This window comes from Microcoleus sp. CAWBG27 (assembly GCF_020883145.1).
Taxonomy (GTDB): domain Bacteria; phylum Cyanobacteriota; class Cyanobacteriia; order Cyanobacteriales; family Microcoleaceae; genus Microcoleus.
Genome location: NZ_JAHREU010000035.1, coordinates 1 through 25,432 on the forward strand (window position 1 = coordinate 1; position 25,432 = coordinate 25,432).

The 25,432-nt window shown below is 45.3% G+C and carries 23 protein-coding genes; 9 read left to right on the plus strand and 14 right to left on the minus strand.

The genetic code is table 11. From position 1 onward, the window contains the following. The first annotated feature begins 9 nt into the window (after positions 1-9). Both QZ938_RS19110 and QZ938_RS19115 read left to right on the plus strand, forming a co-directional pair. Positions 10-93 carry a transposase gene (locus QZ938_RS19110; RefSeq protein WP_293158237.1) on the plus strand — a complete coding sequence of 28 codons (84 nt, stop codon included), beginning with the start codon at positions 10-12 and terminating at the stop codon, positions 91-93. Between the two features lie 84 nt (positions 94-177). Continuing rightward, positions 178-420 carry a zinc ribbon domain-containing protein gene (locus QZ938_RS19115; protein ID WP_363318867.1) on the plus strand — a complete coding sequence of 81 codons (243 nt, stop codon included), beginning with the start codon at positions 178-180 and terminating at the stop codon, positions 418-420. Positions 421-686: 266 nt separating this feature from the next. Here the strand turns inward: QZ938_RS19115 and QZ938_RS19120 are convergent, their stop codons facing one another. Further along, positions 687-911, minus strand: coding sequence for a hypothetical protein (locus QZ938_RS19120; RefSeq protein WP_293330626.1), 225 nt, complete (start codon positions 909-911; stop codon positions 687-689). Positions 912-1,368: 457 nt separating this feature from the next. Here QZ938_RS19120 and QZ938_RS19125 point away from each other — a divergent pair, with 457 nt between their 5' ends. Both QZ938_RS19125 and QZ938_RS19130 read left to right on the plus strand, forming a co-directional pair. Next, positions 1,369-4,944, plus strand: a complete 3,576-nt coding sequence (locus QZ938_RS19125) for a hypothetical protein (RefSeq protein WP_293352818.1) — start codon at positions 1,369-1,371, stop codon at positions 4,942-4,944. Positions 4,945-5,173: 229 nt separating this feature from the next. Beyond that, positions 5,174-8,035, plus strand: coding sequence for a zinc-dependent metalloprotease (locus QZ938_RS19130; protein ID WP_293352820.1), 2,862 nt, complete (start codon positions 5,174-5,176; stop codon positions 8,033-8,035). Positions 8,036-8,290: 255 nt separating this feature from the next. Here the strand turns inward: QZ938_RS19130 and QZ938_RS19135 are convergent, their stop codons facing one another. The 8 genes from QZ938_RS19135 to QZ938_RS19170 all read right to left on the minus strand — a co-directional run bounded on the left by QZ938_RS19135 (position 8,291) and on the right by QZ938_RS19170 (position 15,014). Beyond that, a complete protein-coding gene (locus QZ938_RS19135) occupies positions 8,291-8,632 on the minus strand; it encodes a XisI protein (RefSeq protein ID WP_293330617.1) in 342 nt (113 codons plus the stop codon). Further along, positions 8,620-9,036, minus strand: a complete 417-nt coding sequence (locus tag QZ938_RS19140; RefSeq protein WP_293352822.1) for an element excision factor XisH family protein — start codon at positions 9,034-9,036, stop codon at positions 8,620-8,622. Before QZ938_RS19140 ends, QZ938_RS19135 begins: the two co-directional genes overlap by 13 nt. Positions 9,037-9,096: 60 nt before the next feature. After that, positions 9,097-9,885: a DUF4058 family protein gene (locus QZ938_RS19145; RefSeq protein ID WP_293352824.1), complete on the minus strand. Its 789-nt coding sequence runs from the start codon at positions 9,883-9,885 to the stop codon at positions 9,097-9,099. Positions 9,886-9,955: 70 nt separating this feature from the next. Then, the gene (locus QZ938_RS19150; protein ID WP_293352826.1) at positions 9,956-10,579 is read right to left on the minus strand and encodes a Uma2 family endonuclease; all 624 of its coding nucleotides are present in this window, start codon (positions 10,577-10,579) and stop codon (positions 9,956-9,958) included. 72 nt (positions 10,580-10,651) lie between these two features. Continuing rightward, a complete protein-coding gene (locus QZ938_RS19155; RefSeq protein WP_293352828.1) occupies positions 10,652-10,900 on the minus strand; it encodes a hypothetical protein in 249 nt (82 codons plus the stop codon). A gap of 32 nt (positions 10,901-10,932) precedes the next feature. Next, the gene (locus QZ938_RS19160) at positions 10,933-14,424 is read right to left on the minus strand and encodes a HEAT repeat domain-containing protein (RefSeq protein ID WP_293352830.1); all 3,492 of its coding nucleotides are present in this window, start codon (positions 14,422-14,424) and stop codon (positions 10,933-10,935) included. Positions 14,425-14,538: 114 nt separating this feature from the next. Continuing rightward, a complete protein-coding gene (locus QZ938_RS19165) occupies positions 14,539-14,775 on the minus strand; it encodes a DUF433 domain-containing protein (RefSeq protein WP_293352832.1) in 237 nt (78 codons plus the stop codon). Between the two features lie 38 nt (positions 14,776-14,813). Further along, positions 14,814-15,014, minus strand: a complete 201-nt coding sequence (locus tag QZ938_RS19170; RefSeq protein WP_293352834.1) for a DUF433 domain-containing protein — start codon at positions 15,012-15,014, stop codon at positions 14,814-14,816. Between the two features lie 60 nt (positions 15,015-15,074). Between QZ938_RS19170 and QZ938_RS19175 the strand changes: the two genes are divergently transcribed. Next, positions 15,075-15,377 (plus strand): DUF433 domain-containing protein, encoded by a 303-nt coding sequence (locus tag QZ938_RS19175; protein WP_293352836.1) that lies wholly within the window; start codon positions 15,075-15,077, stop codon positions 15,375-15,377. Beyond that, positions 15,374-15,742 (plus strand): DUF5615 family PIN-like protein, encoded by a 369-nt coding sequence (locus QZ938_RS19180; RefSeq protein ID WP_293352838.1) that lies wholly within the window; start codon positions 15,374-15,376, stop codon positions 15,740-15,742. Before QZ938_RS19175 ends, QZ938_RS19180 begins: the two co-directional genes overlap by 4 nt. Before the next feature lie 48 nt (positions 15,743-15,790). Here QZ938_RS19180 and QZ938_RS19185 read toward each other — a convergent pair whose 3' ends face one another. Together QZ938_RS19185 and QZ938_RS19190 are read right to left on the minus strand one after the other, a co-directional pair. Beyond that, positions 15,791-16,768 carry a heme o synthase gene (locus QZ938_RS19185; protein WP_293352840.1) on the minus strand — a complete coding sequence of 326 codons (978 nt, stop codon included), beginning with the start codon at positions 16,766-16,768 and terminating at the stop codon, positions 15,791-15,793. 310 nt (positions 16,769-17,078) lie between these two features. After that, on the minus strand, positions 17,079-17,990 hold the full coding sequence (locus QZ938_RS19190; protein ID WP_293352842.1) for a heme A synthase: 912 nt from the start codon (positions 17,988-17,990) through the stop codon (positions 17,079-17,081). A 795-nt stretch (positions 17,991-18,785) separates the two neighbouring features. Here QZ938_RS19190 and QZ938_RS19195 point away from each other — a divergent pair. From QZ938_RS19195 to QZ938_RS19205, 3 genes are all read left to right on the plus strand, one after another. Continuing rightward, positions 18,786-20,216, plus strand: a complete 1,431-nt coding sequence (locus QZ938_RS19195) for an ABC transporter substrate-binding protein (RefSeq protein WP_293352844.1) — start codon at positions 18,786-18,788, stop codon at positions 20,214-20,216. 124 nt (positions 20,217-20,340) lie between these two features. Continuing rightward, on the plus strand, positions 20,341-20,721 hold the full coding sequence (locus QZ938_RS19200; RefSeq protein WP_293352846.1) for a XisI protein: 381 nt from the start codon (positions 20,341-20,343) through the stop codon (positions 20,719-20,721). Between the two features lie 73 nt (positions 20,722-20,794). Then, positions 20,795-20,971 carry a hypothetical protein gene (locus QZ938_RS19205; protein WP_293147943.1) on the plus strand — a complete coding sequence of 59 codons (177 nt, stop codon included), beginning with the start codon at positions 20,795-20,797 and terminating at the stop codon, positions 20,969-20,971. A 117-nt stretch (positions 20,972-21,088) separates the two neighbouring features. Here the strand turns inward: QZ938_RS19205 and QZ938_RS19210 are convergent, their stop codons facing one another. From QZ938_RS19210 to QZ938_RS19220, 3 genes are all read right to left on the minus strand, one after another. Then, a complete protein-coding gene (locus QZ938_RS19210) occupies positions 21,089-21,472 on the minus strand; it encodes a hypothetical protein (RefSeq protein ID WP_293147941.1) in 384 nt (127 codons plus the stop codon). 93 nt (positions 21,473-21,565) lie between these two features. Then, a complete protein-coding gene (locus QZ938_RS19215) occupies positions 21,566-24,070 on the minus strand; it encodes a glycosyltransferase (protein ID WP_293352848.1) in 2,505 nt (834 codons plus the stop codon). A 727-nt stretch (positions 24,071-24,797) separates the two neighbouring features. Further along, positions 24,798-25,379, minus strand: coding sequence for a hypothetical protein (locus tag QZ938_RS19220; protein ID WP_293147937.1), 582 nt, complete (start codon positions 25,377-25,379; stop codon positions 24,798-24,800). Positions 25,380-25,432 lie beyond the last annotated feature (53 nt).

A 25,432-nucleotide genomic window follows, 5' to 3' on the forward strand; every position in this document is an offset into this window, starting at 1 on the left:
AACAATCGAATTAAGTTGATTAAGCGACAAGCCTATGGCTTTATGAACTTTGATAACTTTCGAGCAAGGCTATTAGCTTGCTTTTCTGATTAGGTTTGCTTATCACCTTGACTCCAGAAGAGCCCAAGCTTTCTAGAAATACTGACAAATAAAGCCGTAAATGCTGGTTTATTGGTGGTGATAGTAAGCGCTCACAATACCTCACAAGATTGCTCCAATTGTGGTGGGAAAGTACCTAAGAAGCTGCATATTCGTTGGCATGACTGCCCTCACTGTGGGTGTAGTCTCGATAGAGATCATAATGCAGCAATAAATATAAAAAATAGAGCGGTAGGGCATTCCGTTCTTAAAGCCAAGAGCCTCCTAAGCAATAGCCGGATTGTCTTGGAAGCCTACACTGTATGCGAATCATCAGTGTAGGAGTATGTCACTTTCACCTAAAACATTTTTATTTGCAGTCAAATTTGAGACATCTTGTACAATTTGCGATTTGCGCTTGCGGATGACTCATGACGATCGTGGTTTGGACTACCGGGCCTGCCTTTCCTGGTGTTTTGCAACTAATCTTGCGATGCGAAACCACTGATGGAGAAGCTGGAAGCAAATATAAATTTTAACAGCACGGATTCTATCGGCTGTCAAGCTTTTTGGTCAAAAAATTTAGCGTTGAACTGGCCTTGAGATTGCTACTCCTGCGAGTGAGGAAAGTTGAGTACCGGGAGGCGCGAACCCCGAAAGACTTCTTCGCTTTCAATGCCGATCGAGTTCACAAACTCAGCAGCAGCTTTGGCAGCCAGCAAGCCGCCCAGCATGGGTAAGGCGGCCAAGCTCAATAAAATATCTGAGGGAATTGGCAATTTTGGACTCTGAGGTGTTTGAGTTTTGGGCAAGTCTTGGTTTTCCGACGGCATAGCTCCCTCCTGCGTTATTCAGTATCCTTAGTTTACAGGGGAAATAAGTCAAATAGGCTGCCCTCTGCCGAATGCTTTCTGAGATTAAATCCGGTGATATCCGATTGACATCCTGCCAGGGACTATCCTGGCGGAACCCAGCGGGGATGCTCGCACTAACGACATTCCGAAAATTATTATAATTCCGATGCCAGCCGAATGACTAATGACTAATGATTAATGACTAATAACTTGGGTTAAGTTGGTCTAATTGTGCCAGAATACATTCGAGGTATTGTCTAAAACAGTATTGCCCAAAGAATCCCAGCCGAGGGGATACAGAACTCGCCAGGAAGCCGAGGAGCAGTTAAATCGGATCCATAAAGTTCGGCTCGGCAAATAAAATAATTGTATGTAAAACCTGTAAACTGTGCTATCTGTAGAAAACAAAACCAGCTTTGACGAAATTTAAAGTCCCATGTTGAATGCGAACGGGAGTATATTGGCAGACAATCGATCGCCCGCATCGCAGTGGGCGCAAAAAGCTTTGGGACTGCCCGAGGTACAGGTACAAGCGCGTTTGCGCGGAAATCACCTGCATATTTTGTGCGAAGCGCAATTGTGTCCGTCTCAGGAATTGGTGACGGCGAGATTTAAGAGCGCGATCGAACAAACTGATTTAACGCGACTCCTGCCCGATCGAACTAAAATCTACCAGTTGTTTCTGTGCGGCCGCAAACTCGGTTCCCGACAAAACGACTGGACTGTCCGGCTCGATTGCAGCGGCAAACAGCGACAGCCACAGCCACAGCGACGGGATCCGGAACCGGAACCAAAAGTTTCCGAAATGCCACCACCAGCGAGTCCCCCCGACAGCGAACCGCCACCAAGTCCTAAAAAAGGTGGATTCTTTGGCAAATTCAACAATGACAACCGCAACCTTAAACTGAAACCAGAACAGGTAGAAACCCCGGCACCAATGCCTCAGGTGCGGGAAGAAATGGATTTTGACACCGAAAGTTTCCCCAGGGCCTCCCGGATTGAATACCCAGAAGTTTTTGAAACTTCTCCGGTGACGATCGACACTTCGGCAACGCGGGAAGCTTTCAGTCCCCCCGTTTCTGCGCCAGCACCGCAAACATCCACGCAACAGCAGGCAAGTCGCGGCGCGGTGGCTTTGATTCAATCCCCCGAAACAGGCTCGGGTGACAGTGATGGCGACGGCACTTTGACCGTTTCAGCGGAAACTTTGGCGCGGCGGGGCTATCCAGATGCGATCGCCAGCTATCTCAGCGAAATCCTCGGGCCGATGGGTGTATCTGTCAAAGTCAGCATTCGCGAAAAAGAAGTCAAAAGCAGCCTCGAAACCCAGCACCCCAATGCGCCACAACTTCTCAAGTCCAAGGAACGGCGGCTGTTAGTGCTGTGCGAGTCAGCTTACAGCCCCGAACCCTCCTTGCTGGCAGAACCGATCGCCGCTAGGCTGCGGAAACTGCAACTAGAGGACTTCCGGGAAGCCGCGATCGGCAGCCAAGTTGCAGGCGAATCGAAGCCGGACTGGGTGCTGCGAGTCGATTTGACGCCACCGGACACAATTCTCAAGGAATGGGCACGCTGGGGAGACGTACAGTCGATCGCCAAACTGCTCAACCAACACTTGGCGACATCAACAGTCGAAGTGCGAGCCACTCTCAAAGAAGCAACTCTGCACCTGTTTTGCAGCAAAACAGTCAAAAAAGGACAAAAACCCAAACGACAAGAATACCCTGACAAACAGCAAACCACCGATGCGATCGCCCCTTTGTTAGCATCCTTCGCGCCCCAAGGCATCCGTGCAGCTACCCTCTACGGCGTAGAACCGGCCAGCGACAGCACAACCGAGCCGGAGTCGCCGGTATGGATCGACTGGATCGACTTACCAGCAGCCCACCACCCCGACTTAGCTCCCAACCCGAGGATGTTGGCAGCCGAGGGCGATCAATTGGCCTTGACTTTTTTGCTCAATAGGTTTCTCAATCCCAATCTCAACCGCAAGCTGGAAACCGGAGGGATTCGGGCTGTGGCGCTGCACAAAGCCAACGTGCTCCACGTCATGACTGAAGCTCTGACTTGCCCTCCTCAGTCGAAGGTAGGCCCGTCGGTGGCTAAATTCTTGCGGCAGTTACAAATTCCGGGAGTGGCAGGGGTGCGGGTATACGGGCGCCGCGCCGGTCAGAAAATGCCTTTGTGGCGCTACGGTATCGATCTCAAAATGGCGGTTGACGGGGAATTAGCACCAACAACTTCATCGGCTCCCTCGCAACAGGCTGTCTTGGAAAAGGAAACGGTGCCGGACTTTGCGCCGTCGGCGGCGGATGGAAGTTTTTCTGCTCTGGGCGATAATTTGGTGTTCGATGCTCCTGCACCCGACTCCTCGCGGCCGCGCTTCAAAATTAGACTCCCCGGTTACCAGTTGGGCGAGCAGTTGGTTCAAGCTGTGGTGCAGCCGCTTGTTGCTTCGGGTTTGTTTGTTCCCAACGACGCTTTGTCAATGAATGCTGCTGCGCCCGGTGGCGTGAGAGCCGATCGCGCGGCGGGAATGGCTTTGATTTGGGCGATCGCCGGCTGTCTGCTGACCTTCAATACCGATTGGTTGCTGGGTCTATTTCTTAAATCTGCGACGGTTAGTCAAGCTCCTAGAGCCTCCGAAGTTTGCAGGGGCCCAAATTGTCAAAATTCATCCTCCAAGCCTCAGCTCGACGTTCAAGCCTCTCTCACGAATCCTGAGTCTCCCTCTTCCTCTTCCTCTGTGCTCCCGGTTCCCGAGTCTCAAGAGGTGAATTTGCCTCAAATTCCGTTACAACCATCGCCGTCCGCGAGCGGGGAAGAGGCTTTCAACGGTTCTGGGTTTACAAAACCGGGAAATACTAGCGTTCCTGTAACTGATGTTTCGGCTGCTCCGGTGTTTCCGAGTTTGAGGAGCGAGCAGCTTGACGAGCAGATTGCGCGCTACCAAGAGTACATCCGCCAGCACAAAAAACCGCCGGATATTCTCATAGTGGGGAGTTCTAGGGCGCTGCGGGGCATCGATCCGGCGGTGTTGGAAACGGCTTTGGCTGCTGGAGGCTATCCAGGGCTGAGGGCTTACAATTTTGGGGTGAACGGAGCTACTCTGCAAGTGGTAGATTCGATCGTCCGCCGGATTTTGCCACCGCAACAATTGCCGAAATTGCTGATTTTGGCGGACGGGGCGAGGGCTCTCAACAGCGGGCGGCCGGATTTGACTTTTAGCGCGATCGCCTCTTCTGAAGGTTACAGGCAATTGGCTCGGGGTAGTTTTCTGATCCGCACCAATCCATTAGAATCCCCAACATCTAAGGAAACTGCCAAAAATCCGATCGCGACTGCTGGTGAATTGGTGCACAATTTGGAACAAAGTCAAGCGAATGTTCAACAATTTCTGAGTCAAAAGTTGGTGGATACTTCTGCAACTTACAAAAAGCGCGATCGGCTGAAAGGATTTTTGCGATCGATCGCGAATCCAGCAGCCCCTATTGTCACCCAAAGCCCCCAAATCGCAGCCGACGACGATAAACCAACCGCTGAAAACGCCCAGCAAACTGCTGCGGGTAAAGCACCCAGCGAGTTTCAACCAAACGGCTTTTTGCCGATCGACATCCGCTTCAATCCCGATACTTACTTTCAGAAACACGCCAAAGTATCTGGATATTACGACACCGACTATCAAGATTTTAAATTGACAGGGGAACAAACTGTAGCGCTCAAAAACACGATCGAATTTACCAAAGTTCGCAACATCAATCTCGTGTTTGTCAATATGCCTCTGACTGCCGATTATTTAGATCCGGTGCGGACAGGTTACGAACAAGAATTCCGGCAATATATGCAACAATTAGCAGCTCAAACCGGACTAATTTTCCGAGATAATAGTTTATTGTTGCCCCAAGCACGGGAATCTTTTTCTGACCCCAGCCACCTCAACCGTTACGGTGCTGTTGCAGTTTCCAAGCGGTTGGCTCAAGATCCGATGATTCCCTGGCCTGTGAAGAAGTAGAGTTACTCGCTTCCTGGTAGCAGAATCTCGCTAGATGGATAGGGAAAAATTTATCAGCTACTGCTAAGCGAGAAATTGTCTGTTATGTTCGAGGGAGAGAGGGGAGAAATACGAGTTGTGGATGCCCATATCAGAAACCGGGTTTCTTCGTAAACTTCTCGTTTCTCATCGCAAAATTTTCGTAGAAACCCGGTTTCTAGCCCCCAAACGCATCAGAGAAAGAAACTGTATGAAAAGATTGGTATTTCCTGAAAATAGCAAAAATAAACAGATAAAAAGTCCCAGAAAAAATCTGGCTTTGATATTTTTCATACTATCTCTAGCTTTTTTCCTGTTTAGCTTGTATAAAGGTTTATTTTTACCTTTTGCTTTATCAACTCCGCCACCCAGCAGCGAACAACAAACTTTGCAACCCTTCGAGCAAGTTGTCAAAGACGCGCAAAAGTTTGAAGGGCTGTTTACCCTTTACCGCAATCTGGCAACTAATAAAGTTTATCTAGAAATTAAACCGCAACAACTGAATAAAAAGTTTCTGTGTTTCGTCACATTGGCATCAGGCTTGGGGGAAGGGGGAATTTTGAGCGGATTGCCGATGGGCGATTTCTTGTTTCAACTGCGGCGAGTCCAAAATAAAGTCGAGTTTGTCATACCGAATATCAATTTTCGCACGCGTCCGGGCGACCCGCAAGCGGGTTCGGTGGCAAGGGCATTTAGCGAGTCGATTCTCTATTCTTTGCCACTCAAAAGCCTTCATCCGCAAAGACAAACTCTACTGATCGACTTAGGCGATTTGCTGATGAGCGAAAAGCGCGACTTACCGGGGGTTAAAGCGATTTTGCCGGCGATTTTGGGCGCTGATTACTCGATCGATGAAGACAAATCTTATTTTAAAGATGTGAAAGCGTTTCCGCTGAATGTAGAAATTGCTTCTATTTACGGTTTTTCCAGCGATAATGACAGTGCAGTTAACTATTTACCTTCGATTCCTGACAGTCGGGCATTTAACCTCCGCATTCACTACAGTTTCTCGGAAGTGCCTCTCAATAACGGCTACCGCCCCAGACTTGCAGACGAGCGAGTCGGCTATTTTCTGACAGCATATAAAGACTTTTCGGACAAAAGCAGCCGGGAGCCTTTTGTTCGCTATATCAATCGCTGGCATTTGCAAAAGCAAATCCCGACGGCGCCGATGTCGCCTCCGGTGCAGCCGATCGTCTTTTGGATTGAAAATAATGTCCCTCTAGAATACCGCAATGCAATTCGCGAGGGCATTTTGGAGTGGAACAAAGCTTTTGAAAAAGCAGGTTTTACAGAGGCAATTCAGGTCAAACAAATGCCGGACAATGCTAAATGGGATCCGGCTGATGTCCGCTACAATACTATTAGGTGGTCTAGTTCTTTTGAGTCGGATTTTGCCGGACTCGGGCCGTCTCGTACTAACCCGCTAACCGGGGAAATCTTGGATGCTGATATTTTGTTGGATGCTAATATTGTCCGGCTAATCAAACAGGGATATCGGTCTTTGGTAGAACAAAATCGATCGCTAGCGAGGAGTTTTCAAGGCCGAAACGGCTCTAATACCAATCCCTGTCAATTCGGAATGTACTCTCGCTATTTGCCGATGCTCGAAAATGCAGATTTAGGCAAAAGCAGCGGGGAGAATTCTCCGGGTGGAATTGCTAATGATTTGCCGACTTTGGTGGAAAGATACCAAGAGCAAAAGCGATCGCCCTTATCGCGCTTGATCCTGAGTTCGGATATGTGTTTTGGGTTGGAATCGAGCCGGCAATTTGCGATCGGGGCAATGTCGATGTCGCTGCTGGATAATGCAGCGCCTAGCAGTCCGGTGCTCGATAATTATGTTAATGATTATATCCGAAATTTGACTGCACACGAAGTCGGTCACACTCTCGGTTTGAGACACAATTTTCACGGCAGTACAATGCTGCAACCAGAGGATTTGAACAATACCCAGGTAACTCGCACCCCCGGTATGGTGGCGTCGGTAATGGATTACCTGCCGATTAATTTGGCACCGCAGGGAACTGTACAGGGCGATTATTATCCCACCATTGTAGGGCCTTATGATGATTGGGCGATCGAGTACGGTTACAAAGTTCTTGGTGGCGCCAACCCCAACAGCGACTTACCAGCGCTGCAACAAATTGCCAGTCGCGCGGGGGAACCGCAATTAGCTTATGCGCCGGATGAGGATACTGTTGACAATCTCGATCCCGCTGCAAATGCCTTCGATCTCAGTAACAATATGCTCAGGTACTCGCAATGGCAATTGGATAATGCTAAGGCAATGTGGAAGCGTTTAGAAAAGCGAATTCCGGTTGGGGAAGACGGTTATAACGAACTGCGGGTGATGTTTGATTCGGTGTTCGGGTATTATTTTCAGCAGGTGATGAATGCTACTTTGTACGTCGGCGGACAGTCGTTTAGTCGGATTCGCCCGGGCGATGCGAAGGGAAAATTGCCGTTTGTGCCGATCGAACTTTCGCAGCAAAGAGAAGCATTAGCAACATTGGATAAGTACGTTTTTGCACCGGATGCGTTCAGTTTTGCGCCGGAGTTGCTGAATAAATTAGCGCCTGCGCGCTGGGAGCACTGGGGAAGTCCGGCTTTGGTGTTTCCTCTAGATTACCCGATCGGCGATCGAATTACTTTTATGCAGCGATTTGTGCTGCGAGTCTTGCTATCTCCAGTGCGGCTGGCGAGACTGCGGGATGCGGAGTTAAAATCAGCGTCGGAAAGTGCTTTGAAATTGCCAGAATTGTTCGATACTTTGCAAAAAGATATTTGGAAAGAGGTTTTGCAGCCGTCCAAGAAGATGCAAATTTCGACTTTTCGGCGATCGTTGCAGCGAGAACATTTGGCAATTTTAATCGGAATGGTGCTGCGAAAAACCAGTGCACCTGAGGATGCGCGGACTCTGGCGTGGTACGAGTTGCGGCAGTTGCGGGAGGGTTTGAGCAAGAGTATTCGCAACTTGGACAAGAATGCGGATGCTTATACGCAGGCTCATTTGGAGGAAACGCGCGATCGAATTTCTAAGGTTTTGAACGCACAGATTCAGTCGAATTAAGTCAATAAAGTTTTCAGGGCGGGCTTTCCGGCCCACCCCAACGGGCACCTTACCCGTTATTTTGATAAAAAACCCGGTTTCTTGATTTGGAATGCCTAATATCAAATCCGGTAGCATCGTCTTGTATTCATCTCTCCATTCTCTCCCTCTGTGTCCTCTGCGCTCTCTGTGGTTAAATCATTCCGATGCAATCAAAAACGATATAATTTCTGAATATGCGATCGCATAGCTTCTGCTATTTGCCAAGATTAAGGTTCAGGCGATCGCAAATTCAGTGAAGGGGCGCTTACTGGGATGCTGAAAACCTAGAACAATGTCTTCGGGAGGAACTCCAGCATCTAATAACTCGTTGGCGATGCCCTGTTTCGTCCAATCTTCTTCGATCCAAATTTTGTCTTGCTCAATCTTGAGGTAAACTGTCACTCCAAAATCTCGCCGCTTGCCATCCCAACCAACATGAAACCAGAAATAATGGTCGTTTTCTCGATCGAAGGAAACACATTCCTGTACGCCAATTTGATTCGCACCTGCGGCCCAATCTCGATATTCGGACAGTATTTTTTCGATAATTTCGCGATACTGATTTAGCTTATCCATTGCACGATTTCCTGTTCATCTATATTGACAACAAAAATTTTGATTTGACTCGATTGCACCAGAAAATCGATGCCCTCACGCCTGAAAAAATTGTTGTATGTAATGTCATCGATGGCTAGGTAGAGCTCATATTCTGGTGCCGTCTTTTCCACGAGCATTTGATAGAGCTTATATCTGCCAACTGCCAGGTGAAAATCGGTCATTAAGGAGCGCCCTAAAAAACATTCGATATTAACAACAATTTTATGACATTCTCGTTCAGCAGCGATCGGTCTTGAATCAGCAATATCGGCAGATAAATCAATATCTTCGCACTGAATTAGATAAGGAGCGGCTGCGATCGCCCAATTATCTTTAATCAAGGCTAATTTTACTGCGTTATGGTAAAAATCTATGGCAGACATAGGGTTAGATAATCGCTTACGATTGAGTTTATCAGGAGTAGAATTGCGATCGAGGAAGAGCTAAGAGCTCGATCTGCGATCGATTGACAAAACGTCATTTATCTCCGATTTTAACCAAGGAGATGGTGGATTGCTGTTGTAATCGATGAAATAATCGTAGCCCAATTGCTCGTACAGTTCGTCAACCAAGGATTGCAAGTCTAATATGGGTTCTGAATCTTCCGATCGCAAAGGCAACAAGAATGCCGGAATGCGATCGCCCAAGTTAAAGGGATACAAATCAGAAATCGGACGAATTTGCGATCGGCTAATCAAGATGCGATAGTGACTCTGAATATCGCCAGTTTCTACAGGCAAGGGAATACCATCGCGCAGCAAATCAATTTCAACCAAATGGGTGAGACTCTCTAAAACTTTCTGCCGTTTTGTGATATATTTTTTACGACCATCTCCGTATTTATTCGCAGGTGAAAGCACTTCGATCGCCGTCACCACTTCTTGAGTTGCAGCATCTTTTACTTCGATATAGGATTGCTGAATTTCTTCTAGCATTGGAACCGTTACTTTAACAGGTTCTGGCATTGGGCAGACAGCAATAGATCCTTCAAAAGTGCCTGTATTTGCTGGCGCATTCCTTCGGTTCTGCTGCACGCTGACATCTGGTCTACCAATGGCAATTGCTGTCGAACCTGCGATTTTATACACCCATTTATCCGTCACCACGCGATATTTCGGAACGAGTCTGGGGACTAACGATCGAGCAATTGCTGCAACCAATTGATTGTGGAAATCCGACCAATACTCTGGTTGTTCGAGGTAGGGATTCATTCCAGAGAATGGATTGGGCATGGGAAACTCTCCCGATTTATGTGGTGCTCCATACTATTATACAACTGTTCATCTAAATAATTTGCAAACACTAAACTTCTGTCATCGCAACGATTTGAGCGATCGTTAATACCAACTGAGGAAACATTGGAGAAATAATAGTGTCTTCTCCTTGATATCGCAGTGCCTGATATTCACCATCAATTAAGCGGTTGATAGTCACCGTAGACTGTTTTGGAGAGCCAATATACTGAACGCCTCCCAACCCTGCATAATCAACAATCCAATACTCCAGGATTCCTAAAGTTTCATACTCATTCAATTTGATGCGGTAATCATCCCGCCAATTGGTACTAACAACTTCGATCGCCAATGGAGGTGGAATATAGGCAGCAGCAGAGGCAGAACTTTGACGCATTCTAGCCCATTCTTCCTTGGCAAACACCACAATGTCGGCTTTACGACTCGATTCACTTTCGCCTGGGATAGCATTCAATCTGACTTGTTTATTTTGTCGAGGAATGTAGGAAAGGTTCAAGGATTGGCAATGCTCTACTAAGAGACGACATAAACCATCGACGACATCCTCATGTTTGGCTGTGGGTTCACTCAGGGGCATGGCAACTCCATTGACTAACTCGAATGACCTGCCGGAGTCGTCATCCCAGTTGAGAAATTCCTCGAAGGAAAGGGTTTTTTGGGCGATCGCAATCATTGATATTAACCTTTTGCGTAGGTTGGCTCTCTGTTGTCTGTTTGTAGCTTAACGTGGCTCTTGTAGGGTGCGTTAACGAAGTATACCGTAAACTTTGGCACTTCTTGTCGCTTTTACTGCCCGCGTCCTGGTTTGCAATCTACGAAACCTAATGCTTCTGTGCCCTTGAAAACTGGCGATCGCCATTTCGAGCACCGCTGCGATCGGATATTCAATTTCCGCAGCACGCGCAATCAGAGCCGCTTGAATTCTTTCTGGCAAGCGTCTCAAAATGACTTGGGCATCAGCAGGAGAAAGTTGTTCTTGAAGTTTGGCTTGCATGGCATTCACCTTATAAAATAGATAATTTTAACTTAACTCATAAATGATTTGAATTCATCGACAATCACGGCTGAAACCTTATTCTCTAAACTAGCAACGCGACAACAATCTTGCACCGCTAACATGAACCCTTGAATCGCAAGCTTATCAAATTCGCCTGCTTTTTTTAGGAACTTTCTCCAATCACTATCCTTATTGCCGTAAAGGTTTATTAAATGGAGTCCAGCTAGATATTCTGCCATTGGATCGAGGGCAATCCGAATTTGCTCTTGACCTGCACCGACGATATCGACGATACGCAGTTCAGTAGCAAGATAATTGAGCCGTTGAGGTACATCTGCTTTGGAGTCGAGTTTGGTCAACACTTCCGTGATGACCTTACGTGAAGCCGTATTTGGGCGGTAGGTAGACTGCAAACACATCCAAGCGATTACTTGAGCATCTCGATACACAGTCCGATAATCAGGCTTGAATTCGTGGCGATGCACCTGGTCACTGAATACATCAAGGGATTTGAGCATCAGATCAGGGATGCTGGTAGGCAAGGATTTTCCAGCAATGAGTTGGTCAGCGGCAAGTTTAGCAAGCAATACCGTAATGATGCTTTTGTCGCCTCGCGCTTCGACGATTTGTTGTAGATTGGCGCAGGCTTTATAAAGGTTAGGTTGTTGTTGAAGCTCTATATTACGAGTAACTTTCAGGTATTCCTCCATGAACCGCATAAGTTCTGACCCAGTTAGAGACAAAGGTTCGATGACATTCGGTTGAATATTGCCAATTTTTTCCCGTTGGCGAGAGGTGAGAACCAGCGCATTGATCGGATAGGTTTTGGAGGTAGGATCAATCGTCTGATGGGCGGCTTGGCTCATTTCGGAAACGCGATCAACAATCACCAAAATCCGTCCCGCTTGCAGCAGGTATTTCAAAAGTTCATCACTAATAGGTTCCTGTTCGTTAATCAGAAACTGTACTTGCTTGCGAATTGCTTCAATCAGCGCTTGATTAGTGGCATGATCCCAATGCTCTTGCACAGTTTCATCGAGAGGAATGATGCCATAGCCAGCCTGCTGAACTGCCCCTACCTCTCGAATAGTCGTTTTATTGGGTAAGGAACTACCGAGAACAAGTTCTTGTTCCAGCAGTTCCGGTTCAATCAAAACAGGCAGCATGGGGTGCTGTTTGCAGAGTCGAGAACGGGGTTTATCTACCATTGCTAGTTGGGCAAGGTGGCAAGCAAGGCTGGTTTTACCGACTCCGCCTTCGCCGTAGAGCAATAGCTGCACGATGTTTCCTCGAAAAATACCTTGAAGTTCAGACAAAGGTAGGCTTTCGTAACGGTTAGCTTGCTTATTGGCTCTGAGGTTTAAGGGCAGCGGAATGTAGGTTTGATGCTGACTGACGGTTTCGATTGCCCCAAACCGCAGTCTGGCTCTGGGTTGGTCGGTTTCGCTGTGGGTGTCGGAGCCGAGGTAGTGCGTGACCCACGCATCCATTACTCTGGGGTGATATTTTAGAAAAAGGATAATTTTGAATGGAATTTTGCCCACCTTCGGTAGCCTGATGCTAGAAGGAATAAAAAGTAGCAAACGAGGATACAACCAAAGGACTAGACAATAACCAATAGCTAAAACTGCAAAAAATAGAGCAAGGAGTACAATCGAATTATTTTTCTCTAACCATTTGGAGAGTTTCTCAGATTCATCTTTTCGTCTTGCTTTCTCCAATTGAATATTATTGATACGCAATCGAAACTTTTCTGTCAGTGTATTTAAATTTCCCCCTGTCCAATTTTGCTGACTAGCTGGTATGGTCTCCAAAATTCTCAGACCATTTTCCAACCCAATAAAATTTTCTTCCAGATTTTCGGCAGACATTTTATTTAAGTTCTGTGATATATCGAAAGTTTCTGCGAGAGCTGATGCCGCTTTTGAACGCACTCTTTTATCAGGATGTGTCCTCAAAATCTCAGATAATGCTGGGATAGACTTCTTTGGAGAAAAAGAACTTAAAGTATCAGTAATCGCTGCAATATCACTATCTTTGTTATTTCCACCTTTTTTTCTCAGAATCTCGGATAGCTCTGAAACAATCAGTTCTTCCTCCATAACATAAGACTTTAGAGAAGATGCTGATTCAGAACGAACAGAAGAATCTTTATCATTCTTCAAAGAATCAATAAGAGCAGGAACCAGTAATTCTGAATATTTGTAAAGAATTTGCTCATTAATATAACTTATTACATAAGTCCTATTATTTTCTGTTTTACCTATAGAAATAGTATAGCCACCAAATAGTTTTACAAAAGATTCCCTAACATCTGGATTAGGTTCTCTTTTCAAGGTTTGCAACAAAAACGGAATAATTGAATCATATTCTGATTGAAAGTTGGTTAATACCTTCGATATTAAGCTGCGAATAATTGGATTTTTTTCACTGCTCAAAATCTCAATCAATGAAGATACAATCTCTTTTCTTCTAGGATGGGATGCTTCAGAAGCAAATAATTCTATAGTTGTTATTCTTTCTTCTGTGGTAGAACTACTTCTTGCCGTTTCAATCATCTTTAAAATAAGCGCATCTGATCTCTGGCTTATTTGACCTATTGCTCGTAAGATATGTACACGAAGCTGACGATTTGTAATTTGTTTTGAAGCCTCCTCTAAAATATATATTGCTGACTTCGCTTTTTTCTCAAAACCTCCAAGAGCATCAACAATCTTAAGCTGCACTTCAAGTTCTTTCTCTTGCTTGAATGCATCTATCATATTGGGAACAATGCTTTTAGTCTCTGATTCCATTCTTGCAAGAGATTCTGCTGCAAGCGCTCGCGCTCCTTTATCAGGATCACTCCTTAGAACATTAACTAGAACAGGAAGAACTTTCTGTGGTCGCGAAAAATTTTTCTTTACAGAATTTCCTTTCAATCCAGAGCCAATTTTTCCTAAAGCATCAATAGCTAAATATTTTATCTCTGTATCTTGACTACTTTGAGCAGCCTTGATCAGTTCAGGAACTATTGGATTAACATAGTTGGCTAGTTCAGATTCACTCTCTTCGCTACCTATCTTTATATCCCATAAAGCAATTGCTGCGCTAAAGCGCACCTCTGGACTCTTATCATTTTTTAAGACATCTCTCACTACCATATATTGCTTTTGAATGGCTTCTTTAGTCATTCCATATTGATATTTTTCAAGCGTTAGTGCTACTTTAGAGCGGACAGTAGGAGCCGGATCTGTTGTTAAAACTTCGATGAAAACTTTATTAACCTCTTGCTGAAAATGAGATTCATCAATGCACCTAGAATCATGAATTTTTGCTAACTCAGTAACTGCAATAACACGAATTGCCGAATTTTGACTACTCTTCAATACTTGAATATATGGCTTCGCACTCAATAAACATTCTACACCGGCAGTTCCTGAACCAGCAGCACCATTACGACTAAGTAAAAGTACAAAAATAGAGCCTAAGCCTAAAATTCCGATTGCCTTCTTGATCTCAAAGCGTTTAAACATCCACATAAACCATCATCCCAGAATGTACAAGGTGAAACTCTACTCGGACATATCCTCTGTATTATTCCTCCGTCAGTCACTCAATTCTGTACATTATAAGGTTTTTTGAATTTACAATTGTCATGCGGCTAAAACGGGATGGTCGAGTTTGCGGACTGCATACAGAAGCGCAGCTTTAATATCCTCAAGTTCCAAGTCTGGCAATTCTTCAAGAATTTGCTCAAAACTCAAACCCACAGCTAGCAACTCTAGGATATCGATGACTCGAATCCGCATTCCCCGGATGCAGGGACGACCGCCACATTGTCTTGGATTCACTGTGATTCTGTCAAACAGATAAGCAACGGATGCTGGCATTGGTTAAAATTGTTTAAAACCTTTGTCTCTAGCTTACCTCATTTATCGACCGCCACAAAAGCAAACACTGCTTGGATTGATTCAGGATTAAGCGTTGGGTAGTTTTCGAGAATTTGTTGCTGCGTCCAACCATCTGAAAATAACCCTAAAATGAACTCAACTGATATTCGCGTTCCCTTAATTACAGGCTTGCCCAGCATAATTTTAGGATTTGAGTGAATGTGTGCTTTCCAGTTCATAATCAGTTCGCCTCTATGGAATTTTAGTCTATTATGAGTATAGTTAAGATTATAAAATTTATGACCACAGCAGTATCTATTGACATTGGTACGCTCATTGCACGCACTCCCGGATTGCATGGTGGATGTCCCCACATCCTCGGTAAAGGCGTTACCGTTCGCCGGATTGTAACCTGGTACAAGCGAGGATTGAATGCTGAAGAGATTTGCGATCGCATTTCTCATCTCACCCTCGCCGAAGTCTACGCCGCACTCACCTACTATCATGCCAACACCAAAGAAATTGAAACTGACCTAATTCATCAAGCCGCAGAAGCCAAGCGCCTAGAAGCTTTATACAGTAACTTTGGTAAAGAAGCATGAGTGAGATTAAGATTTACCTAGATGAAGATTCCCAAGATCAGTCTCTTCTACGGGCATTACGATCGCGTCAAGTTGATGTAACCACCGTCAATGAAACTCAAACAGAAGGATTAATCGACGAAGAACAACTTCGGCTAGCTACCACTCAAAACAGAGTGCTGTACAGTCACAATATTGGAGACTTCTGTCAGTTACATACTGAATTCCTCGTCAGAGAGGAATCTCATGCTGGCATTGCGCTGCTTTCACAAGACTATTCTGTCGGCGAGCAAGTTAAAGCAATTATGGAACTAACTGCGAATAAGACAGCAGAGGAAATGGTGAACCAGTTAGAGTTTTTGGGTAAATATTTGAAAAATAGCTAAATAGCCAGAACCCAGACTTCTATAAGAAGTCTGGGCTCTAACAGAATACTACATCACAACTGCACTAATGAAAGTATGCACATTTTGGACAACAGCAGTAGTAAAGTTGTGAGTCGCAGGCAAACTATCAACCACGATTCCAGCGCACAATAGCATCAGGTACAGAATAGAGTATTTAAAGAGCGATCGCGCCACCTTCTTATCTTCTGGAGTCTGCAACAGCAACCAAGCCTTTTGGGCAAAAATAGCACCGAGGAAAATCGCAGTACCAGCATACACCGGGCCCGCTAAATTCAACGGATAAACAAACAGCAAAGTTGCAGGAAGCATTAATAACGTGTAAATCCAAATTTGGCGGGCTGTCTCTTCGTCGCCCTCAATTACGGGCAACATGGGGACGCCGACTTCCTTGTATTCCTCGCGAATCATCATTGCTAAGGCCCAAAAATGTGGCGGTGTCCACAGGAAGATAATTCCAAATAGCAGCCACGCACCCCAACTCAAATCTCCCGTCACCGCAGCCCAGCCAACTAGCGGCGGAATTGCCCCTGCTGCACCGCCGATGACGATGTTTTGCACGCTGTGGCGCTTCAGCCAGTGGGTGTAAATTAGGACGTAGAAAACTATGCCTGACATTGCTAGCAAGGCGGCTAATAAGTTGGCAACAACTGTCAGCAATGTAAAGGAAATTGTCGCTAGCGCGATCGCAAAAATCAAAGCATCCCGTTTCTTCACACGCCCGGAAGGAATCGGCCGCCACCGGGTGCGCTCCATAATATAATCGATGTCGCTGTCGTAGACGCAATTAATCGTATTCGCCGATGCGGAAGCCAAAGCGCCTCCGGTGATGGTTGATACTAGCAATAGCGGATCGACTTCTCCTTTGGCGGCCATCCACATTCCGGCTGATGTCGTGATTAGCAGCAGTAAAATAATTCTCGGCTTTGTAAGTTGGTAGTAACTTTTCACCACTTGCGAAAAGTTTTCGTGGAGGCGAGGGCTATTGTTTGTAAGAACTTCTTGCATTTGTGATTAATTGTTAGTTGTTAGTTGTCACTTGTCATTTGTGATTTGGCTGTAGGGTCGGCGGGTTTTACGAGAGATATTTGCTGTAGCTACAAGGACTAATAAACCCGCGCTCACCGAGGGATAAATCAGCTTCCTCTAACTCAAGGAATAGATAAATATGCGTTCTATATCATGTTCGGTTGATTCGTGCTTGTAGGGGCGGGGCGGGTTTATGAAACTGTTGGCGGTTATCGAGAATCATGGTGAACCCGCCCCTACAAGAACTTGCATTATAATAACAACGATGCTACCGGACATGATATTACTCTCAAGTTGATAAAACCCGATCGCGCCACGACAAAACACTAAAAGCTAGTAGAGTTCCCAGCAAGGCTGCGCCGACTGCTTGGTGGGCGACTGTCAGCGGTTCTACCTGAAGGTGCAGCCGGAAAGTGGCCAATCCCAAAACTAATTGAGCAATCAGACAAAGACTCGCTAAATTCCCTAATTTTCGCAAGTTTGAATGGAGTGCTGGTTGCCGCCAAGCCATCACTGATACTGCTAAAGTTGCTGCGGTAGCGGGTACGATGCCGGCGATGTGGCTGTTCATTACCGAACACAATTCTGACGAACCAAAACATTGATGCAGCGCCCATCTAGAGCCGACTAATGCTCCTAGCAGACTTTGTAGGTAAACTAGCAGTGCTGCGATCGAACTTACCCAGGCTAATTTGCCTGTATTGCCTGTAGCTTCGTAGGGAGTCAGCATAAAACCGATCGCTAGCAGGGCGCAAAAAAACAGTAAAGCCGTTCCCAAGTGAGCGGTAACGATGTCAAATCGCAGCAGTTGCGTCACGGTGAGGCCGCCCAATATGCCTTGAAAAACTATTAAAAATACTGCACCGGCGCTGGCGAGGGGCAGCCAGGAAGGCAGGCGGCTGCGGTAGAAGACAGAAAGTGCTAAAAGGGCGATCGCACTTAAGCCAATTGCTGCTGCATCCAAACGGTGAAACCACTCCAGAAATACCTGCAAATTCATTTGCGCTGCGGGTATTAATTGACCGTAGCACAGCGGCCAGTCGGGGCAAGCGAGCCCCGCATTCATGACGCGCGTGGCGCTGCCTACTGCCATCAACAGCCAGGTTGCGATCGCAATTTTCCACACTAGGCCGCGGATAATATCTTTTGGCTGCCACTGCACTCCTGCTGCGTTTGGCTTATTTAAAACTGAGTTTGCCATGAACTTTACCTTAGCCTTTGTTATCGATCGAACTTAATTAAATATTGCGGTTTTGCTTGGGCTGAGCTTAGCCGAGCTTAACACTCTTTTTCTCTGACAAACCGTCATCTTTACTACCTTAGCGACACTTTTATGCAATTAGTTTGTCTTTAGATTTTTTTCAACTTTCCTGTTTATATTACAAAAGATTTCAGGATTTTTGCTAAACTTCAAAAAACTTTAATCTTTCAGCACCATCCGTGATGGTTGATAACTCCCGCACTGTCGGGTTTTTGTTAAAAAATAAAGATATAATTAAGAAATAGCTTATTAATAAAAAAATGTGATATCTAGCGTTCAAAAGTGTTTAGATCCTCACACTTTTTGAAAGTCACAGGATACAGCAGAAAACCCTCAGCCTGGTTTTTGGTATTTTTCGATCGATTCTGGTTAAATAATCATAGCCGTTGGCGATCGCACGGACAAGGCCTCATCACCTTAGTTTTTTTACTATTTCGGCTGGCTGCAACCAGTGTATTTTCGTCCATCAAACCCCGTTGCTCGGTACCCGTGCCTCTATGACTATCTAAGATTATTAAAAAAAATGTCAAAATATAATTAGATTGGTTTTTCTCCCTCCTGCCTCTTCCCTCTTCCTTATTGTTACTCGATCCCATAACTGTTATAGCCTTCTTCCCTCTTTCTTCCTTCTTCCGACTTCCATCGGACTTCTATCCGTTACATCCGTTACTTGCATCCGTTGCCGAACTTCCTTCTTCCTTACTTCCTAAACCTAAAATCTAAAATTGTGCAGCCATGTCCCAAAAAAACGAAACCGCTGTTTTAGTATTATCGCTATTAATTACGATCGCCCTAGCCGGTGCAGGCATTTGGTGGCTGACAAGCCGCGGCGGCATTCCTGGAGGTTCATCACCCGAAAATCAGACATTTTCCAACTCTCCCACCGGGAATTCATTGCAGTCAGAGCAGCAAATTCAGCAGCGTCTGAGTGCGGGGAAAAAATTGTTAATTTCAGAAAAAGCAAGCACAAAGAAACAAGCAGCAGTAGAAGCGATCGCCTCTGGCAACTACAACGCCGCTATTTCTGACTTAGAAGCTTCGCTGCAAGCTAATCGCAACGATCCCGAAGCACTAATTTACCTCAACAACGCCCGTATCGGCAACCAAAAATCCTACACAATTGCCGCAGCGGTTCCCATTGGCACCGATATCAATGCTGCTCAAGAAATTCTGCGGGGAGTCGCTCAAGCTCAAAATGAAATCAACCAAAACGGCGGCATTAACGGGACTCCATTAAAAGTGGTAATTGCTAACGACGACAACAACCCAGAGATTGCCTCGCAAATTGCCAGTGCGATCGCAAATAACTCAGAAATATTAGGAGTAATCGGGCATTTTGGTTCGGACACAACCCTAGCAGCGAGCAAGATTTACCAGCAAAATCAATTAGTAGCAATATCTCCGACAAGTACCTCTGTGCAGCTTTCAGGAGTTGGTAGCAATATATTTCGGACAGTGCCGAGCGATCGATTTGCGGCGAATGCTCTTTCCCGTTATATGCTGACAAAATTGCAAAAGCAAAAAGTTGCTATATTTTTTAATTCTGCCAGCAGTTACAGCAAATCTTTAAAAGATGAATTTACTACTGCTGTTTACGCAGATGGCGGACAAATAGTATCGGAATTTGACTTTGCTAAGGGGAATTTTAATGCTGCCGAAAGCGTTAAAAGTGCGATCGCCCAGGGAGCAGAAGTGATTATGTTAGCGTCCAATTCGTCCACTATCGACCAAGCTTTGCAAGTAGTGCAAGTCAACGCCAAACGGCTGCCATTACTAGCAGGAGACGGCGCTTATAGTGCTAAAACACTGCAAATTGGTGGCGCAGGAGCCACAGATATGGTGTTGGCAGTTCCTTGGCACATTCTCGCAGATCCGCAGTCAAACTTTCCCCAAACCTCGAAACAACTTTGGAATGCTGAAGTCAGTTGGCGCACAGCTTTAGCTTACGATGCGGCGATCGCGCTAATCGTCGGTTTAGGGCGCAATCCGACTCGCACAGGCATTCAACAAGCTTTATCGGCGTCAGATTTTTCGGCAACAGGAGCATCGGGGCCGATTCGATTTCTACCTTCGGGCGATCGCAATCGAGCAGTTCAATTAGTAATTGTCAAACCGGGAAATCGCACCAGTTACGGTTATGAATTTGTGCCGATATCCGGTTTGTAAACTATTTGCATTTTATTGGGAATGTTGTAATACCAAATCTATTAGCATCGGAACATTAACGTCCAGTTAACTGTCAACTGTCAACTGTCAACTGTCAACTGTTACAATAGGAGGCTATTGTTCAATGGCTATAGAGCAATATCGGCAATACATTCGTCATCTACTTTCAGAACGGCGAGAGCGGGCTTCGAGACAATACAACGCCCAAGAATATGAAGTGCAAACTCTTTTCGATAGCGAGCAAGATCATTATCAATTGCTGTATGTTGGTTGGCGTGGAAATAAACGCGATTTTGGCTGTATTCTACATCTTGACATCAAGGGTGAAAAAATTTGGATTCAGCATGACGGTACTGAAATCGGAATTGCGAACCAACTTGTAGAATTGGGAGTGCCTAAAGAAGATATTGTTTTAGCATTCCATGAACCGGAAATACGTCAGTTTACTGATTTTGGCACAGGGGAAGTGATTCGCGAACAATTGCCCTCAGTTTCGGGTAAGTGAAATGGTGTAACCGATCGGGTGAATGAATTATTTCTACTAGATAAGATTGACAGAAATCTAAAATTTTAAAGTCATGTCCCAAAAAAATAAAGTTCCAGCGGTCATTTTGTCGCTGTTAATTACGATCGCCCTAGTAGGTGGAGGTATTTGGTGGCTGACTGGCCGCAGCCGCCCAAATCTCCCAGTTTCATCACCGCAAACCCCCAATTTACCCTACGCCCCGACGCCAAAACCGCCACCATCATTTTAGGAGAGAGTTTGATACTAACAGTCCTTGACACACCAAGGTGAAAACCCGGCTTTTGAATCAATATCTATCCGGATATATCCGCGATATTTGAGAAAAACCGGGTTTTTCAACCTAATTTTAAAGAGGATTTACAACAAGAATACCTTTACCGGGGCCTTCCTTAATTTCAACCCTAGATACTTGTCCACTACCTGCATAAAATGTTATGTCTGCTTTCGATCGAGATGGCATTGATTCCCAAACACCATCTTTTGAGAACTCCAGATTAGTTGTGAACCCATCATCCCAGACAATTGTAATTTTGTTTGGATTCTGCTTCACTGAGCAGCCTATTGTTTGTGCTTGTCGTTGATTCTGTCCGTAAAAACTGCATTTAGAGCGAAAATTCTCAGGAGGGTTTTTGGTTTCGGCTTGAACACCAACACTTAAAGCGGTGACAGATGCTAGGAGCAAATTCGCCACCAAAACCGCTTTATAAAACAAGAATGAGTTGAGCTTCATGGATTGAGTAATTTCGAGAAAAATAACTAACTTTCATGTTACCCCAATATTCATACTGTGAGATTTTAATCAGGATCTAACAGCGAGATATGGCTAAACTTGCGAAACTGCGATCGCCCTAACTGGCCTGTTTCTCTCAAAAATAGCCCTCGGCTTGAAAGCAATTCTCAACAACAGCCACAGCGAGTGCCATTCTCCGGGCGTTTCCTGGCGCTTCCACTGCCCTGGGCGACAGTACAGCATTTCGATCAAACAGCGGTGTTGGCTCATGTTTAGGCGATCGAACGCAATTCGCACAGTCGGAAATTCCGCAACACTGCACCCTGCTGCATCCCGAAAACTCGACTCCAAGTGAGATTTATCGCTAACCAACTCAATCTTAGCCACAGGAATCAAACATTTCTCTTCCATAATTTCCAGAGTCGCCGAGTCGCAATCAATCAAATGGTTATCAAAACGAGCTTCGGTGTCCAACTCCATCACAGGCGGCGCTACGGATATCTTCGCTTTGACTGCTACGCTGCGAGCGATCGCTCTGATTTTACCCTGCGATAAACTTGTCTCAGCGGCATATTTGGGTAACATCTCTGCTGCGGTAAAACTCTGTTTGCTCCCTTTACCTTTGATCGCAAAACTCGGCCGTTCAGTCAGAGCAACTTCAGCGCCACTTTCTGAAATTACAGTAGTTATTCCCCAAAAACTTTTACCTCCCACATTCAACTGCACCACCCTCCGCAAATTGAACCATTCGTATATATCCGGCTTAGGAATATCCACCAAGATTAGCAGCGCAATTCCCAGCATCAGCAGGTTGTAAACGCTCCAAATCCAGCCCGCACTCACACCTTTTAACAAATCAGCACTTGCTGGTATTCCCTGCCAACTGCCCGTATGTTTAACTAAATGAATGCTTAAATTATGGAACAAACCGAATGCTGTAGCTGCGAACAAGACAATCAAAGGCCATCCCAAATTCCAGTTAAAACTAAAGCGATCGCTCGCAATTCCTTTTGGCGTCACCTTAAACCCTTTCTGAAAGGGATTGAGCATGGCACTCACCACCGTCACCGCCAAAGGAATACACTGGACGAACGAGTAAACATCTGATAGCAAAGCCGATCGCGATTTGCGGTTCAGCCAAGAAAACACAGTAACTTGCACCAAATAGTAAGGCAGGAAAAAGTAGATTAATTCCCGCGCATTTGTCCGCAAAGGAAGTACCCCAAGAAACGCATAAGCTAAAGGCATCAACAGAAACACAATCCTGCTTAAACTGGTAAACCAGTGCAGCAATCCTTCCAGGTGACACAGCCTTTGTACGAATCTCAGGCCGCGAATCGTTAAAGGATTGGAATCAATAAAAAATGCCTGAAGGGTGCCTCGCGCCCAGCGCAATCTTTGAGTTAGATGGGCTTCTATATTTTCAGCAGCCAAACCAGCACTCAATTTTTCATCTAAGTAAACTAAACGATACCCGGTGGCTGACAACCGAATTCCGGTAAAATAATCTTCGCAGATTGAATTTGTGACAAAGCCTCCCACTGTTTGTAGCGCGCTGCGCCTCATTACAAAAGACGTGCCAGCACAAACTACGCTATCTGCACTATCTTTGATGATTTCAATTTGCCTGTAAAATACTTCTTCTTCTGGCACCAGCACATTTTCTAAACCTAAATTCCGGGCAATGGGATCGTGGTTGTAAAAGCTTTGCGGTGTTTGCACGAGGGCGATTTCTGGATTTTGAAAAAAGCCAACTGTTCTTGTTAAAAAGTTTTTAGTGGGAATGAAGTCGGCATCAAAAACTACAATGAGTTCTCCATTTGTTAGGCTTGTGGCGTGGTTGATGTTACCAGCTTTGGCGTGACTGTTATCTGGTCTAGTTATATACTTGCATCCCAGTTCTTTGGCTAACAATTGGATTTCATGGCGCTTTGTATCGTCAAGCAAATATACTTGTTTGTTAGGATAATCTAAAGCTTGACAGCCGATGACTGTGCGCCGGAGAATAAAAATTGGTTCGTTGTAAGTTGGGATAAAAATATCTACTGTTGGAGTAAAGTTTCCCTCAGCAACTGCAACAGCCATGCGATCGGCTTCTCGATGCCTGTCTTTCATTCTCAGCATTAAATACATTTGAATGCTGCTGCTGACAACCATCAGCATTTCTAGGAAAAATAGTCCCAAACTAAAGATACCGTTGAGGGGATCGCTTAAATTTAGGGTAACTAGCGATCGCCACAAAACGTAGCGAATGGTTAAAGCCAAAACTATGCCAACTACCACAGCCCGCGACCATTTCTGTGGTTGAGGCGAAATTTTCATCGCAGCTAAAGCAACCGAGACGAGGGCGAAAGTCGGTACAAACAAATACATCTTGCTTGCGGCGGGTACTTGGAGCCATACAGGCGGGTTTTGCTGCCAAGTATTGATTGTGGCAAAAATACCGCTGACTGTACCTTCACCGCTCAACCAGGCTGCGGCGATCGCACCTGCGAAAGCAACTACCCCCAACACGACTAGCGTTGCCACCTGTACGTGCGAAATCCACCTAAAAAAGCGGCGTTTCAAGTCTTGAAGGTCACATCTTGAATTTCTCATAAAATTTGCAATTCCCGATCGTATCTGCAACTGTCAAGGTTTCCTGCTGTTCACTTTTTAATCCCGTTGAAAATTCCGACACACCCCACTGACGATATTTACATTTTTTAACATTCTGACAATTTTATGATAGTTCACTGGCTTGCTGATGGCAAACTACTCAGCAATATCCAGTCCAGGCCAAGTATAGCAACAGCTTGTTGAGATTGTGTGCGATCGCACAACTACAAACCTGGTTCGATGGGAATGCTAGTGCTCATAAAATTCTGCGGACTAAAGTCCTCACTACAAACCTGGTTCGATCTTCGGAATGCACGTGCTCATAAAATTCTGCGGACTAAAGTTCACACTACAAACGTGCCTCCCTATAAACCAATACGGTTTACTTAACACTTTTTGGGGAAGTTCATCTGACGATTTTATAGGCAGTACAGGATTTTTTTGCAAGTCAGATCCTTCTTAAGTCAACCGTATTGCCCTATAAACCAAATTTTTTGCCCCATTTCTGATGGTTTTTCCTGTTTACTGCCAGCATTCTTCGACTTTTTGCAGTTATTTCAACCAAAAAATATCATGTCTACAAATCAAATAGGATTGCTATCGTTTGAGATAGCAATCCCTAGGGGCTAATAATTAGACGAATGTGACATCTAACTAAAGGTAGATTGATTTTATATTAATTTTTAAAATTACCGCGATCGCAGAATAAAAAACTAGCCGTCAAAAACTAATCAGAAATTTCTAATTGCGAGATTGCATAGCGGGCGACAGCCAAACCAACTCTCGCCTGTTCTATTTCCGACAATTGGGCCCAAGGTCTTCTAGTCTCCATCACCACTTCCACTGCGGACGAATCAGCCTCTCGCATCGCATAAGCCAAAGGACGCGCCAACACCTGCAAATCTTCCTCAGCCCACTGAGGCAAAATATCTAACACGCACTCAACCATTTGGTCAGCTAAAGATTGATACTTAACAGTTGCGTTTTGGACGCTTTGAGCGATGCAGGCTAGAAAATCTTGAGGAACCCGAGCAAATTTTTCGCGCAAAGATTTTTGTAGAGAAGTCGCCAGCCAAATTTGTTCTAGTTGTCCGAATAAAACTTGCGACTTCTCCGCTATATCGCTGTCGCTGAAGGAATCAAACAGGGCAAATTCTTGCTCTAGATCGGTTAAATAAGATTCTGATTCAAGCTGTGCAGGATTCCAAGGATAAGCAACATCAGTCTGAACTATTGTGGTGAGAAGTTCCATCTGCGCCTGAGTTTGTGAGTCGCGAAAATATTGAGAATCAGGAGATTGGGTAGCCATGATGTAATACCTAAGTAGTTCAAGTAAAATACAGAAGGTGGACTCTGCCAAGT